The sequence below is a fragment of the Sulfurihydrogenibium sp. genome, assembly GCF_028276765.1.
Lineage (GTDB): Bacteria > Aquificota > Aquificia > Aquificales > Hydrogenothermaceae > Sulfurihydrogenibium.
This window is the reverse complement of sequence record NZ_JAPYVU010000017.1, coordinates 1-13,355: the sequence shown is the minus strand read 5'-3', so window position 1 is coordinate 13,355 and position 13,355 is coordinate 1. Positions and strand designations below refer to the sequence as shown.

Genomic DNA, 13,355 nt, shown 5'->3' with positions numbered 1-13,355 from the left:
TTTCCAAAAGTCAGTGCTGTTATGAGGCTACTGTAAAAATCCAAATCGTCATTCTGAGTGATGACACGGAAAGTAGGTTTACCAATCTATCCTTATTTCTCTAAACTCCTCTAAACAATCTGTTTGCAAATATTGTCGGAAGTCCTGCGTTCAATATATCTCTTGCAGCCTTTTCAACATCATACTCTGCTCTATAAAATTCAACAACATTATTTTCAGAATCAAATATAATATAAGATAATCTTGGGTCTTTATCTCGTGGCTGACCTACACTCCCAGGATTGATCAGATATTTATTTCCTTCTTTTAAAAATATCTTATTATCTCTTTTATAAAAAACTTCATTATTTTCTTTCTCAAAAATACCAGGCAAGTGTGTATGACCATAAAAACACAAACTTTGACGAAAAGCTGAAAACGTATCATAAGCTTCTTTGATTTTGGTTATATACTCCATACTACCGGGAATGCATGGTTCATCATGAGTCAAAACCATCGAGTCGTTTTCAAAATCTTTTGGAAGAGATCTTAGATAATCCTTATGTCTATCTTCTAAAACTTCCATGTTGTAATACGCAGCTTTTAGAACGTATGGATTGTGCATATCTATTGGTTCTGCATTTGAAATTAAGGTGTCATGATTTCCTCTTAGTGAAAAATCTACATTTTCTATTACCCAATCAACAACTTCTTTTGGATTTGCTCCATATCCTACAATATCGCCTAAGCAGTATATGTAATCATAACTTTTATTTTTAAGCTCTTTATCTAAGGCTTCAACAGCATAGATATTACTGTGTAAGTCCGATATGAATACTATTCTCATTTTGCTCCAATTCCTTATTTATTTTTCCTAAAATACCGTTTACAAATTTAACAGATAACTTAGAGTTTGTATAACATTCTACTAAATCAAGTAAATCTAAGAATAGTATCCTTATTTCTTTATCTTTTAGCTCTTTGCTTTCTTCTTTTGAATGTATGATTAAAAGCTCAGAAACACCAAGCCTCAATACTGCCCTTTCGATGTATCCAATCCTCTCAAAACGCCAATTTTTAAGATGACTCTTAATAATGTCATCTACTTCTTGAGAGTTTTCATTGTAAAAGTTTATAACTTTTAATACATACTCTTTTATATCCGGAGAAAATTTTTTAGTGTTTAGAAATTCTTCTAAAACATTGAATAGATCTTCTTTTCTAAAATCATATGCAAAAAAAATTCTCATAGATAAATCTCTTGCTGCTTTTAACAGTCTTTTTCTTAAAAATTTTAGACTCTTATTTTTTTTCTTCTTCATTTTATCATCCTATACTTTTTAAAACATTTGCCATTTCTATTGCAACCATGGCTGCGTCAAATCCTTTATTTCCCATTTTTGTTCCAGCTCTCTCAACTGCTTGCTCTATTGTGTCTGTCGTCAAGATTCCATAGCTTATTGGCACTTCTGTCTCTAAGCTAACTTGTGCTATTCCTTTTGTTACCTCATTTGCTACATAATCAAAATGAGGTGTAGAACCTCTAATAACCGCACCTAAGCATATAACAGCATCATACTTGCCAGATTTTGCAAGCTTTTTAGCTGTTAACGGAATTTCAAAAGAACCAGGAACTTTTACAATTTCTATATTCTCTTTACTACCACCATGTCTTAAAATACAGTCAATAGCTCCTTCTAATAATCTTTCAGTGATAAAGCTATTAAACCTGCCAACCACAATGCCAAATTTTAAACCTTCAGCTGATAGTTTGCCTTCTATAATATTCATAATACCTCCATTATAAACTTAGTCATTTACGTTAAACCTCTTTAACAATTTTTTTAACAGTACTTACAATATAATCTACTTCGCTTTCTGTTAAAGATGCATGAACAGGAACTGCAAATAACTCTTTTGTGCAAAGCTCTCCAAATTCACAATTTAGATGTTCAGCATTTCTTAACTGATGAAGTGTATATTCATAGTACACTCTTGCTCCAATACCATTTTCGATAAGCTTTTCAACAATTTTATTTCTTTCCGGATGTCTTAACGCGTATATATGATATACATGCTTTCTGTCTGGTAATTCTTGTGGAAGGACTAATCCAGGCAAGTCTTTAAACTCTTCGTTATAGATTTTTGCTATTTTTCTTCTTTTTTCATTTGTTTCGTCTAAGCGTTTTAACTGCCAGTATCCTATTCCTGCTTGAAATTCTGTTATTCTTAGATTTAAAGCAGGATGGTCTCCAAATTCTATCCAGTTTGATATTTTTTCATCAATTTCAGGGTTGTTTGTTAAAATTGCTCCACCTTCGCCCATTGCAACGTTTTTAGATGCGTAAAAACTAAATGCTGATATATCTCCAAGACTTCCGGCTTTTTTTCCTTTAAACTCAGCTCCGTGAGCTTGTGCTGCATCTTCCAAAATTAAAACATTATTTTCTTTACATAAAGCTTTTATTTTATCCATATCAGCAGTTTGACCAAAGAGATGAACAGGTATGACTGCCTTTGGTTTGTATTTTTTAATAGCCTCTTCTAACCATACAGGATCCATAGTATAACTTTCATCCACATCTATAACTACCGGCGTACCACCGGCTAAAATAACTGCATCAATAGTAGCCATAAAACTAAGTGACGGGACAATAACAATATCTTCTTTTTTGGATATACCTATGGCTTTTAATGCAATATATAACGCAGCGGTTCCACTACATACAGTATGACAAAAGCCTACACCTATATACTTTTTAAACTCCTCTCTAAATTTTAAAGTCCACTGACCTCTTGTAATTTGTCCACTTTTCATGATATCAAGGACTGTTTTTTCTTCTTCTTTTCCAAAGTAAGGTTTAATTATCGGTATCATTCCAACTCCTTTATATTTTAATTTTTTCTATTTCTTTAAGAATATTAATAGACCTTAATGTGCTATCATACGATGGTTTATTTAAAAATTCTTCTATCATAAGCTTGAGCTTGTCTTTATTATCCTTTTCTTTTACCTCTCCGGAAGGATATATAATTTTATCCTCCGCAAAATTTAAGACTAAATCTCCATCCTTTGTTTTTAATATCCACTCTCTTCTCGTAAATGGGTTTAGCCATGCTACCTGTAGGTCAAATTCAGTATTTTCGGATTCTGCTTTAACTTTTGCTATATTGTTCTCTACTTTCACATCTTTTATTTTAAAATTCCCAAATAGGTAATGAAAGATGTAAAGGTCATGCCAAGCAAGGTCAAAAAATGGATTTATATAACCTTTACCAAGGTTTAATCTGTATCCTTCTACAAAGCTAACGTTTTTATCTAAGGAAAGGTTTCTAACTGTGCTTGATTTTAACTCAATTTCTGAAACTGACAGATAAACATTTTTTTTGTATGCTAATTCAAGTGTTTCTTCAAGCTCTTTTCTGCTTAAAGATGGTGGTTTTTCTACCATTACATTAATACCAGCATCTAAAAATTTTCTTGCTATTGGTAGATGTGATTGTGGAGATGTTGCTACAAAAACAGCGTCTAAATCCTCACTTAAAGCCTTTTCTATATCTTGAAATTTTTTAACGTCGTCAGGAAATTTTGAAAGTTGTTCAGGATTTGAATCTATAAGAACATAATCCAGATTTAGCTCTTTGAATTTATTAACATACTTACTTCCCATATTTCCAATGCCAACTATTCCTACCTTCAAGACCGTCTCCAGTTTTTTGTTAAAAAATATGCAAAAATTATACCTAAAATTTTAGATAAAATCATTTGAAAACTCAGAAAAACCTATTTTGATTTTTGCAAAATTGAGAGAAATTTTTAGAATATTGAATTAATAACTTTTAATTTTCATGCTACAATATCTTATTATGCCTTAGGTGAGGAATTAGCGGTTTTAATGAAATTTAAAAAGGAGAATCTTCGGACTTGCGTCCTTAGGATGACATGGAAAGGTTGAATGATAAGGATCAAAGAAAAGATAATCTTATTTGTCATTCTGCAGCCGGCGAAGAATCTCATACTTTTACCCAATTTCTCGCCCCGACGTATATTGGTAAAGTTATAAAAAATTTAAAATTTTAAAGTTTAAGGAGTCAATTTGGAAATTTTAGACTTTATTTTTCATATAGACAAATATTTAGACTTAATCATACAAAATTACGGCAGTTTAGTTTATCTGATTTTGTTTTTTATAATCTTTGCTGAGACAGGCTTTGTGATCACTCCATTTTTACCTGGAGACTCTCTCTTGTTTGTAGTTGGAAGTTTTGCAGGAAAGGGAAGTTTAAATTTTTGGACTGTTTATTTTTTACTATTAATTGCAGCTATCTTAGGAAATTTAGCTAATTTTCATATAGGCTACTATTTTGGAAATAAGCTTATAGAGAAAAATCTTGTTAAAAAAGAATACATAATTCAAACTGAAAAGTTTTTTCAAAAGCATGGCGGAAAGGCTGTAATCATCTCAAGATTTTTACCAATTTTTAGAACTTTTGTTCCTTTTGTTGCAGGAATTGGAAAGATGGATAAAAGAGAATTTTTTATCTATAACTTTATTGGCGGTTTTTCGTGGATTACATTGTTTTTAACTCTTGGATACTTTACAGGTAATTTACCATTTGTAAAAGAAAACTTCAGCTTATTTATATACGGAATTATCATAATCTCGATCTTACCGGCGGTTGTAAAAGCAATTAAAAAATGATTTACCCTTGGGCAGTTTTATTTATAAATTTGTCCTTAGCTGTAGTTTTAAACAAATATCTGAATTTAAACATTTCCATTCTAATACCAATTTTAGCAGTAATCTTATCCTTTGCTTTTAGTGGCATTATAAGATTTTTAGTCTTAAACCTTGCAATATTTTTACTTGGAATTAGCATTTCTTACAAAGAAAAACCAGTATTGCAGACAAATCAACCAATTTTTGTAGAATGTGTAGTAAGTTCTTTTCCTGATTACACAAGGCTTGGAAGTAAATTTGACTGCAAAGTAATAAACTCATCGGAGAAGCAGCTTATAGGTAAAACTTTTCCAGTTTTTGCAAAGTATGAAGAGAATATATACTTTTTATCAAGGACAGCATTCTTAGGAAAAGCTAAAGAAAAAGATGGAAATTTGGTTTTAATACCTACCAGATACTTTTTAAAAGTTGACAACTCTGACAACTTTCTATATCCGATTTTAAAATATCGTGAAAACTGTATCAGTAATTACAGACAAAATGCAATTAGCTATGAAACATTTCAGGTTGGCTCGGCTCTAATTTTTGGTGAAAGCAGATATTTAGATTTACAGGCTAAAAAGCCGTTTTATCAAACAGGATTAGCTCATCTGATAGCTATCTCAGGCTCCCATATTGCAATATTATTCTTATCTTTAAGCTTTATGCTTTTCTTTTTATCTGAAAGAAAAAGACTTATGGCTCTTGGCTTAATTTTGCCTGTTTATGGAGTTTTAACAGGACTTGGCATTCCGGTTGTCCGTGCTGTTTTTATGAGTTTATTTTACATAATTTCTAAGCTTTTTTATCTAAAAAACAACAGTTTAAACATTCTGTTTTTTACTGCTTTTATTTTTGTTTTCTTAAGTCCAGAAAGTTTATTTTCTGTATCTTTTCAGCTTTCTTTCTTGGCAGTGTTTGGAATAATACTAACTTTTGAAGTTTTTAAAGATTTAGGAAATTGGCAAAAAGTTTTAATTTCTTCACTTTTTGCAACGCTGTTTACTCTGCCGGTAATACTTTACTACTTTGGCAATTTCTCACCTACAACAATCTTTGCAACGCCGATAGCCTCCTTGCCTCTTTATCCGCTGCTTACAATTTCAGTTTTTAACTTACTTACAGGATTTGAAATTTCTTTTTTAGTTAAGATTATGGACTTTTTCACGTTAGTATTTATCCAGATAGTGAAATTTTTCGGTGGCTTAGGACTTTACTTTACAGGATTTAGTCCAAGTATATGGCTCATTTTTATCTATCTTGCTATACTAATTTTTATTTTAATTTATGACCTCACCAAAACTCAAAAGATTATATTATCTACAACTTTAGCAGTTGTATTTTTAATTTTTAGTAAGTCTGATTTATCTCCAAAAATCTATGTGTTTGAAAATAAAGCTTATCCAGTAGTTTTATTTACAGACAATGGAAAGTGCTATCTTTTTGCAGATTTTGAATCAAAAAAGATTTTAAATATAATGAATAAAGAAGGTTGTGAATATAAAGTTTTACTTACAGAAAAAAGAGAGAAGTTTTCAGATGAGTTTTTGTCAGAGTTTGACATTGTAAAAGACTTTACTTATCAAATTAGCTTTGAAAATATTCATTATAAAAGGTGGATAAATCCAATTTTGACTGTTGACGGAAAAGTTTTTGAACTTAAAAATCAAGATTTAGTTATAATGGTTAATGATGATTAACCCCATTTTAATAAAAGTTTAACATTGATATTATAAAATTATAAAAAACTTTATAAGGAGGCTGTAAGATGGTAGAAAACTTGATTCAAAACATTGAAAAAGCGATTGAGGCTGACAAACAAAAGCCAAATCTTGGAATGATTGACCTTGAAAAGGCAAAAGAACTCTACAATAACGGTGCAATTATTTTAGATGTTAGACCACCGGCAAAAGTAAGCGGAAAAACTATGGAAGAAGCAGGCATTAAAAATGCTCTTTATGTGCCAGTAGTAGAATTTACAAAACATTTAGACAGACTTCCACAAAATAAAGATGCTGTTATTATAACTACTTGCAATTTAGTAAAATTTGCAAACAGAGTTATGGGATATTTGGAAGCTCTTGGATACACAAACGTTTATGCTTTTGATGGATCTACACAAGAATTAATGGAAGCTTTAGCACAAAATAATTAATTAAATTGATGGGGGCTATAAAGGCTCCCTTTGCTTTTTAAGAATTAAGTTAAAAAGTATTTAATACCTTGGGGTGAAAAATTACCTCCATAGTTTACTTTTTCTAAAAAAGCTATAACCAATAGCATATGCATATAGACAAGCAACAAAAATCTAAACCATTTACTCGTTTTATGTCTTATTCTTAACGACTTTACTTCATGATAGCTTGCTGGATGAATTCATATATCATAAATCATATCATTTTTATCACAAACCACCTTGACTGCTTACAAAGCTCATCAAGTAAAACCTTTATTTTTTCTTTTCCAAGCTTAGGATGTTTTTTTCTTATTTCTAAAACTAACTGTTTATGTTTTTCTGTTATTTTTTGTAATTTTTCTAATTTCATTCCTTTTTTTGATACATAACGATTTTTTAAAGATAAAGGATTGTTATTACTGCTTTTATAATTTTTAATCCATCTGTATATAGTAGATTTTGATACACCAAAAGCTTCCACTGCAACCTTCACTGAATGTTTTAAAGCAAATTCTACAACTTGTAATCTAAAGATTATTTCTGGATGTTTTTCCATAACATCATCTAATTCTTTTACTTGTTTTAAAAGCTTTCTTTCAAGTGTATTAATTCTCTGAATGTAGGTAGATGTTCCTACTTTCTTTCTCATCTTTATCCTCCGATTTTCATAATTTTAAATTCTTATATAATATTTTCCCATGTTTCTTTTAGCTTGTACACTCATTTGATGAAAATTTTTGTACTTGACATTTAACATAGAACATTCTAGGGGCCGAAGGCTGAAGTATCTCTTTTTTGATTTTAAAAGAAAAACATGAGATTTTTTGCTTTGCTCAGAATGGCATCCTTGAGGTCAAGATTCTTCGGCGGTTGCAGAATGACGATGTGGATTTTTATAAGCAGTCTCAAGCTGGCTTTAAAAAATTTTTTGATTTTACCCCCCAAGCTCTATTGATTAATCTCAAAAATACGAGAATCATCTTCTAATGTCTCAATTTTTATTTTAATAACTTTACAATCATCGCATCTTACTTCAAATTTTGGCCATTCAATTATAATTAAACCATTGCCAATTAAATCAGAAATATCGATATCATTAACTCTAAACATATCGATGTGATAGATATCAAAATTTGGACTTTCGTATTGATTCATGACTGTAAAGGTTGGAGAGGTTATATCTTCATCAACTCCAAGATTTTTTAGTAAATGCTTTGTAAATGTAGTTTTGCCGGCTCCAAGGTCTCCTTCCAGGAGTATTATCTCATTTCCTTTTAGATTTTTGGCAATCTCTTTTGTTAGCTTATCTAATTCTTCTAAATTCTTTATTATGATTCTTTCCATTAAAAAACCTTAAAAAATATTTATAGAATAAGTTATAATTATTTTAACATTTCAAACCAGGAGGCTTTTTTATTATGTTTTATGGCTCTATTGTTGCTTTAATTACTCCATTTAAAGATGGTACACTCGATAGACAAGGGTTAAAAAGATTAATAGAATTTCATATAGAAAATGGAACAGATGCTATAGTTGTAGCAGGAACAACAGGAGAATCTCCTACTTTAACATACGAAGAACATGAATTGTTAATAGAGCTTGCAGTTGAGTATGCAAACAAAAGAATTCCAATAATTGCCGGAACCGGTGCAAACTCAACTCATGAAGCCATTACTCTTACAAAGTTTGCAGAAAAAGTAGGAGCTGATGCTTCATTGCAAGTTGTTCCGTACTACAACAAGCCAACACAAGAAGGTATATATCAACATTTCAAAGCAATTGCAGAAGAAACAAACATACCACTAATTTTATACAACATACCATCAAGAACCGGTGTTGATATGCTACCTGAAACATTTGCAAGATTGTATGGTGACTTTCCAAACGTCATTGGAATAAAAGAAGCAACAGGTAATGTAGCAAGAGTTTCAGAAACTATATCTTTGACAAATGAAGATGTTTTAATATTATCCGGAGATGATGCATTAACATTACCAATGATGGCAGTAGGTGCAAAGGGCGTTATTTCTGTAGCTAACAACATAATTCCAAAAGAAATATCTCAGATGTGCAAGCTTGCATTAGAAGGAAAGTTTGAAGAGGCTAAAAAAATTCACAATCAGTATTGGGATTTATTTAAAGTTCTATTCATTGAGACAAATCCAATTCCTGTAAAAACAGCTGCATATCTCATGGGCTTAATAGAAAGCTTAGAATTAAGACTTCCACTTTATACAATGTCTAAATCTAACGAAGAGAAATTAAAGGAAGTTCTCAGAAAACATTCGTTAATAAAGTGAGGTCACGAGATTACTATTAAAAATTTTTTAAGTATTTTGGATAGAAATTAAGAAGTTCTTGTGTATATTCAAGAAAACCCTGCCAGATGGCAGGGATGAAATGGTTAGTTTCATTTATCTAATTCTTTTATCTCATTTAAAACATCTTGCGCATCTTTTTCCAAATACATAGATTTATAAAGATTGTATGCACGAGTATAATATTCTCTTGCTGTTTTTTTATCTCCATTATCTTTAAAAAGATCCCCAAAATATTTATAGCCATAAGCTTCCCCATATTTATCTCGAAGCTTTTTAGCATCTTCAAGACCTTCAGTAATGTACTTTTCTGCATTTCTGTAATCTTTCATTTTTCTATAGATATTTCCAAGGCTTAACTTATACATAAAAAACTTAAGATTATCTCTGTATTTCTCAAGTATTTTGATAGCTTTTTGATAGCAATTAGCAGCTTTTTGATAATCACCTTTTTTGTCATATATATCAGCTATTCTTCTACAAATAAATGCCTTTTCTTTTTCATCTATTTGCAAATCCAAAGACTTCTCTAAATAACTCAAGGCTTTATCTAATTGATTTTTTCTATCATACATATCAGCAATTTCGTTATAAATAGATGCCTTTTCTTTTCCGCTTATTGGTAAATCCAAAGATTTCTCATAATAACTTAAAGCCTTATCTAATTCTCCTTTACTTTCATACATACTAGCAATAACATTTAGTATTTGAACTTGCTTACTTAGATTTTTTAAATCTGCTGCTAAGTTTAAGCTTTTATTGTAATATAGCAGTGCATCATCAAATTTGCCAGCATCTTTAAAAAGATCTCCAATTTTTATATAAATATCTATCAGATCTTTTTTGTTTTTTACTACACTTTCTGCTTTCTTCATAGTTTCAATAGCAAGCTTAAAATCTTCAGTACAACTATAAGCTTCTGCTAAACAATAATATGCATTTAAATTCTTAGGATATTTTTTGACAGCTAATTTGCCATTTTCTATAGCACTTTCACAAAGACTTCTTGCATTGTAATACTCGCATGTTTCAATTTCCGGCTGAGCATAAGCAATACTTCCAGACAACAAAAGACCAAATAAAACAAAAGAACCTAAAGCTTTTTCCATGATTTCATGCCTCCAAAAATTTTTGTTTTATACTTAAGAAAACTTGCTTTCCCCTCATTTTCTGACATAAACTTAAGCAATTCATCAATCCATTCTGCTTAAATATATAAACTTCTAACAACAACGTACAAAAAATTATACATAAATCCAAACTCTTTTAGACAACAGATTAAAATTACCCTTATTTACCATTTCAAAATTTTTTAATAATTTTTACAGTCCCGTCCTATAACTCCATAAATGTTATAATAATTTTCAATTACTAAAGTCAGGAGCAATCAATGGAAGAAAAAATTTTAAAAGCCCATGGATTAAATGTTGAAGAATATAAAAGAATTGTAGAGTTGATAGGTAGAGAGCCAAACGAAATAGAGCTTGGAATTTTTGGAGCTTTATGGAGTGAGCATTGTTCGTATAAATCTTCAAAACCATTTTTAAAAGTATTTCCAACTAAAGCTGACTGGGTTATTCAAGGACCGGGTGAAAACGCCGGAGTTGTTGAAATTGATGATAAATATGCAGTTGCTTTTAAGATAGAGTCTCATAACCACCCATCATATATTGAGCCATTTCATGGAGCAGCAACAGGTGTTGGTGGAATTATCAGAGATATATTATCAATGGGTGCAAGACCAATAGCTTTAATGGATAGTTTAAGATTTGGAGATATAAGAAAAGACGGCACAAGAAAAGGAATAAAAGATGCTAAGCCTATTGTTAAAAGAGTTGTTGAAGGAATTGGATTTTATGGCAACTGTATAGGAGTTCCTACCGTAGGCGGTGAGGTCGTATTTGATGAAGTTTATGCAGGAAATCCGCTTGTAAATGCCTTCTGTCTTGGAGTTTTAGAAAAAGACAAAATGTTTAGAGCAAGAGCTACAAAAATAGGTCAAAAAATGGTAATGGTAGGGTCTTCTACCGGAAGGGATGGCATCCATGGTGCGACGATGGCATCGGCGGAATTTAGCGAAGAAAGTGAATCAAAAAGACCAAACGTTCAAATCGGCGACCCATTCTTTGGAAAAAGATTAATTGAATGTACGTTAGAAGTTATGGAAAAAGGATTGATAGAAGGATGTCAAGACTTTGGAGCTGCGGGACTTGCAGGTTCGACTTCGGAATTTGGAGCAAAATCCGGAATGGGTGTTAAGGTTTATCTTGAAAATGTTCCACTTAGAGAAGAAGGAATGACGCCTTACGAGATATTATTATCAGAATCTCAAGAAAGAATGCTTTATGCAGTAAATGATGAAAATGTAGAAGAAGTCATAAAAATAGCCAAAAAACATGGTCTTGAAGCGGCAGTAATTGGAGAAATAACGGATACAAAAAGAATGGAAGTATTCTACAAAGGAGAAAAGGTTGCAGACCTTCCAATCTCAGCTATTGTAGATGATGCACCTGTGTACAACAGACCAAGAAAAGAACCTGAGTATTTAAAACAAGTCAAATCATTTAATCAAAACAACCTACCTGAAGTAGATTTAGCTGAAGCTATAAAAAAAGTTTTATCATCTCCAACAGTTGCTAAAAAATCTTGGGTATACTCTCAATATGACCATGAAGTAGGAACAAATACAGTCTTTAAACCCGGTCATGATAGTGCAGTTTTAAGATTAAAATGGGTTGTTAGACCGGAAGTAAAAACAGAGAAAGGAATAGCAATATCTTCTGATGGAAATGGCAAAATCGTCTACTTAGACCCATACGAAGGCGGAAAAAGAGTTGTAGCAGAGGCGATTAGAAATGTTTATATAACAGGAGCAAAACCACTTGCAATAACGGATTGCTTAAATTGGGGAAATCCAGAAAATCCAGAAATCATGTGGCAGTTTGAACAAGCTACAAAAGGAATGGCTGATGCATGTAAAGAGCTAAATACACCGGTTATCAGCGGAAATGTCTCTTTATACAACGAAACAGTATTATCAGATAAGAGAATAAACATATATCCAACACCGATAGTGGTTGCAGTAGGAGTATTAGATAAAGTAGAAGACGCAATACCGTCATTCTATCAATCAGCAGGAGACTTGATAGCAATCGTTGGAGAAACAGAAAAAGAGCCAAACATAGCAGGAAGTGAGTATTTAAAAGAAATTTTTGATACAGTAGCGGGAAGTATCGGACAAATTTGTCTTGAAACAGAAAAAAAGCTGATGGAGTTTATTCATAAAAATAAAGACAAAATCAAATCAGCCCATGATGTTAGCGATGGTGGACTAATCACAGCTTTATTAGAGCCAGCATTTGGAGAAAGTCAAAAACTTGGTTTAGAGCTAAACATAGAAACAAAATACAGACCGGATTTTGAACTCTTTGACGAGCTTAGGTCTATAGTAGTTATATCATTAAAAGAAGATGATTTGAGAATATTAGAAGAAGAGGCTAAAAAATTAGGATTGGGCTTCAAAGTTGTCGGTAAAGTTTTAGAAGAAGATAAAATTTTATTAAAAGTTAATGAAAAAGTCATACTTGAAGAACCTTTAAGCAATTTGAAAAATTTGCATGAAAATGGGCTTAGTAAATTAATGGTTTAGCTTTATGAAAAACCTACCAATAGGCATTCAAACTTTTGAAAAGATTATAAATGAAAACTGCTACTATGTAGATAAAACACCTTTCATAAAGAAATTAGAACAGGGTGGATATTATTTTCTTAGCAGACCAAGAAGATTTGGAAAATCTCTATTTTTAGATACAGTCAAAGAAGCATTCTCGGGAAATAAAGAGTTATTTGAAGGTTTGTATATCTATGACAAATGGGATTGGAGTAAAAAGCATCCGGTTATAAAAATCGATTTTACAGAAGGAAATATTAAGACACCGGAAGATTTAAAAATCAAACTAACAGAAATGTTTATTAGCCTACAGAGAGAGTTTGACGTTGAGATTACTTTTCAGACATTTAGCGGTAAACTCGGTGAGCTTATTTATTCTTTGTATAAGAAATATAACCAACAAGTGGTGGTTTTAGTAGACGAATATGATAAACCAATCTTAGATGCAATAGAAAACATAGAGTATGCAAAAGAAAATAGAGAAATTTTAA

General features: G+C 31.3%; 14 protein-coding genes. 6 read left to right on the top strand and 8 right to left on the bottom strand.

Annotated elements, in window-relative coordinates; genetic code table 11:
- Positions 1–100 precede the first annotated feature (100 nt).
- Genes Q0929_RS04130 through Q0929_RS04110 form a run of 5 tightly spaced genes read right to left on the bottom strand, consistent with a single transcriptional unit; the run spans position 101 to position 3,680 of the window.
- Positions 101–826 (bottom strand): metallophosphoesterase family protein, encoded by a 726-nt coding sequence (locus Q0929_RS04130; protein ID WP_299238305.1) that lies wholly within the window; start codon positions 824–826, stop codon positions 101–103.
- On the bottom strand, positions 792–1,301 hold the full coding sequence (gene nusB, locus Q0929_RS04125) for a transcription antitermination factor NusB (protein ID WP_299238304.1): 510 nt from the start codon (positions 1,299–1,301) through the stop codon (positions 792–794). The genes Q0929_RS04130 and nusB overlap by 35 nt, the downstream gene beginning before the upstream one ends.
- 4 nt (positions 1,302–1,305) lie before the next feature.
- Entirely contained in the window at positions 1,306–1,770 is a 465-nt protein-coding gene (gene ribE / locus Q0929_RS04120; protein WP_299238303.1) for a 6,7-dimethyl-8-ribityllumazine synthase, read from the bottom strand.
- A 31-nt stretch (positions 1,771–1,801) separates the two neighbouring features.
- Positions 1,802–2,857 (bottom strand): DegT/DnrJ/EryC1/StrS family aminotransferase, encoded by a 1,056-nt coding sequence (locus Q0929_RS04115; protein WP_299238302.1) that lies wholly within the window; start codon positions 2,855–2,857, stop codon positions 1,802–1,804.
- Between the two features lie 10 nt (positions 2,858–2,867).
- On the bottom strand, positions 2,868–3,680 hold the full coding sequence (locus tag Q0929_RS04110; RefSeq protein ID WP_299238301.1) for a Gfo/Idh/MocA family oxidoreductase: 813 nt from the start codon (positions 3,678–3,680) through the stop codon (positions 2,868–2,870).
- Positions 3,681–4,076: 396 nt separating this feature from the next.
- Between Q0929_RS04110 and Q0929_RS04105 the strand changes: the two genes are divergently transcribed.
- The 3 genes from Q0929_RS04105 (at position 4,077) to Q0929_RS04095 (ending at position 6,855) form a co-directional block, all read left to right on the top strand.
- A complete protein-coding gene (locus Q0929_RS04105; protein ID WP_299238300.1) occupies positions 4,077–4,682 on the top strand; it encodes a VTT domain-containing protein in 606 nt (201 codons plus the stop codon).
- Positions 4,679–6,400 (top strand): ComEC/Rec2 family competence protein, encoded by a 1,722-nt coding sequence (locus Q0929_RS04100; RefSeq protein ID WP_299238299.1) that lies wholly within the window; start codon positions 4,679–4,681, stop codon positions 6,398–6,400. Before Q0929_RS04105 ends, Q0929_RS04100 begins: the two co-directional genes overlap by 4 nt.
- Positions 6,401–6,468: 68 nt before the next feature.
- Positions 6,469–6,855, top strand: a complete 387-nt coding sequence (locus tag Q0929_RS04095; protein ID WP_299238298.1) for a rhodanese-like domain-containing protein — start codon at positions 6,469–6,471, stop codon at positions 6,853–6,855.
- A 235-nt stretch (positions 6,856–7,090) separates the two neighbouring features.
- Here the strand turns inward: Q0929_RS04095 and Q0929_RS04090 are convergent, their stop codons facing one another.
- Both Q0929_RS04090 and tsaE read right to left on the bottom strand, forming a co-directional pair.
- Positions 7,091–7,525: a helix-turn-helix domain-containing protein gene (locus Q0929_RS04090; protein WP_299238297.1), complete on the bottom strand. Its 435-nt coding sequence runs from the start codon at positions 7,523–7,525 to the stop codon at positions 7,091–7,093.
- Between the two features lie 299 nt (positions 7,526–7,824).
- Complete coding sequence (gene tsaE / locus Q0929_RS04085) at positions 7,825–8,220, bottom strand: tRNA (adenosine(37)-N6)-threonylcarbamoyltransferase complex ATPase subunit type 1 TsaE (RefSeq protein WP_299238296.1); 396 nt, start codon at positions 8,218–8,220, stop codon at positions 7,825–7,827.
- A 74-nt stretch (positions 8,221–8,294) separates the two neighbouring features.
- Here tsaE and dapA point away from each other — a divergent pair, with 74 nt between their 5' ends.
- A complete protein-coding gene (gene dapA / locus Q0929_RS04080; RefSeq protein ID WP_299238295.1) occupies positions 8,295–9,176 on the top strand; it encodes a 4-hydroxy-tetrahydrodipicolinate synthase in 882 nt (293 codons plus the stop codon).
- Positions 9,177–9,286: 110 nt separating this feature from the next.
- Here the strand turns inward: dapA and Q0929_RS04075 are convergent, their stop codons facing one another.
- Positions 9,287–10,303, bottom strand: a complete 1,017-nt coding sequence (locus Q0929_RS04075; protein ID WP_299238294.1) for a tetratricopeptide repeat protein — start codon at positions 10,301–10,303, stop codon at positions 9,287–9,289.
- Positions 10,304–10,584: 281 nt separating this feature from the next.
- Between Q0929_RS04075 and purL the strand changes: the two genes are divergently transcribed.
- Together purL and Q0929_RS04065 are read left to right on the top strand one after the other, a co-directional pair.
- Positions 10,585–12,843: a phosphoribosylformylglycinamidine synthase subunit PurL gene (gene purL, locus Q0929_RS04070; protein ID WP_299238293.1), complete on the top strand. Its 2,259-nt coding sequence runs from the start codon at positions 10,585–10,587 to the stop codon at positions 12,841–12,843.
- Between the two features lie 4 nt (positions 12,844–12,847).
- Positions 12,848–13,355: AAA family ATPase (locus Q0929_RS04065; protein ID WP_299238291.1), on the top strand; the 508-nt coding region annotated here is incomplete at its 3' end.

Excerpts from the sequence above, each read along its gene's own strand:
- Q0929_RS04130 (WP_299238305.1), bottom strand. The coding sequence starts at position 826 with ATGAGAATAGTATTCATATCGGACTTACACAGTAATATCTATGCTGTT.
- dapA (WP_299238295.1), top strand. The coding sequence starts at position 8,295 with ATGTTTTATGGCTCTATTGTTGCTTTAATTACTCCATTTAAAGATGGT.
- Q0929_RS04100 (WP_299238299.1), top strand. The coding sequence starts at position 4,679 with ATGATTTACCCTTGGGCAGTTTTATTTATAAATTTGTCCTTAGCTGTA.
- Q0929_RS04075 (WP_299238294.1), bottom strand. The coding sequence starts at position 10,303 with ATGGAAAAAGCTTTAGGTTCTTTTGTTTTATTTGGTCTTTTGTTGTCT.
- Q0929_RS04090 (WP_299238297.1), bottom strand. The coding sequence starts at position 7,525 with ATGAGAAAGAAAGTAGGAACATCTACCTACATTCAGAGAATTAATACA.
- purL (WP_299238293.1), top strand. The coding sequence starts at position 10,585 with ATGGAAGAAAAAATTTTAAAAGCCCATGGATTAAATGTTGAAGAATAT.
- Q0929_RS04115 (WP_299238302.1), bottom strand. The coding sequence starts at position 2,857 with ATGATACCGATAATTAAACCTTACTTTGGAAAAGAAGAAGAAAAAACA.
- tsaE (WP_299238296.1), bottom strand. The coding sequence starts at position 8,220 with ATGGAAAGAATCATAATAAAGAATTTAGAAGAATTAGATAAGCTAACA.
- nusB (WP_299238304.1), bottom strand. The coding sequence starts at position 1,301 with ATGAAGAAGAAAAAAAATAAGAGTCTAAAATTTTTAAGAAAAAGACTG.
- ribE (WP_299238303.1), bottom strand. The coding sequence starts at position 1,770 with ATGAATATTATAGAAGGCAAACTATCAGCTGAAGGTTTAAAATTTGGC.
- Q0929_RS04095 (WP_299238298.1), top strand. The coding sequence starts at position 6,469 with ATGGTAGAAAACTTGATTCAAAACATTGAAAAAGCGATTGAGGCTGAC.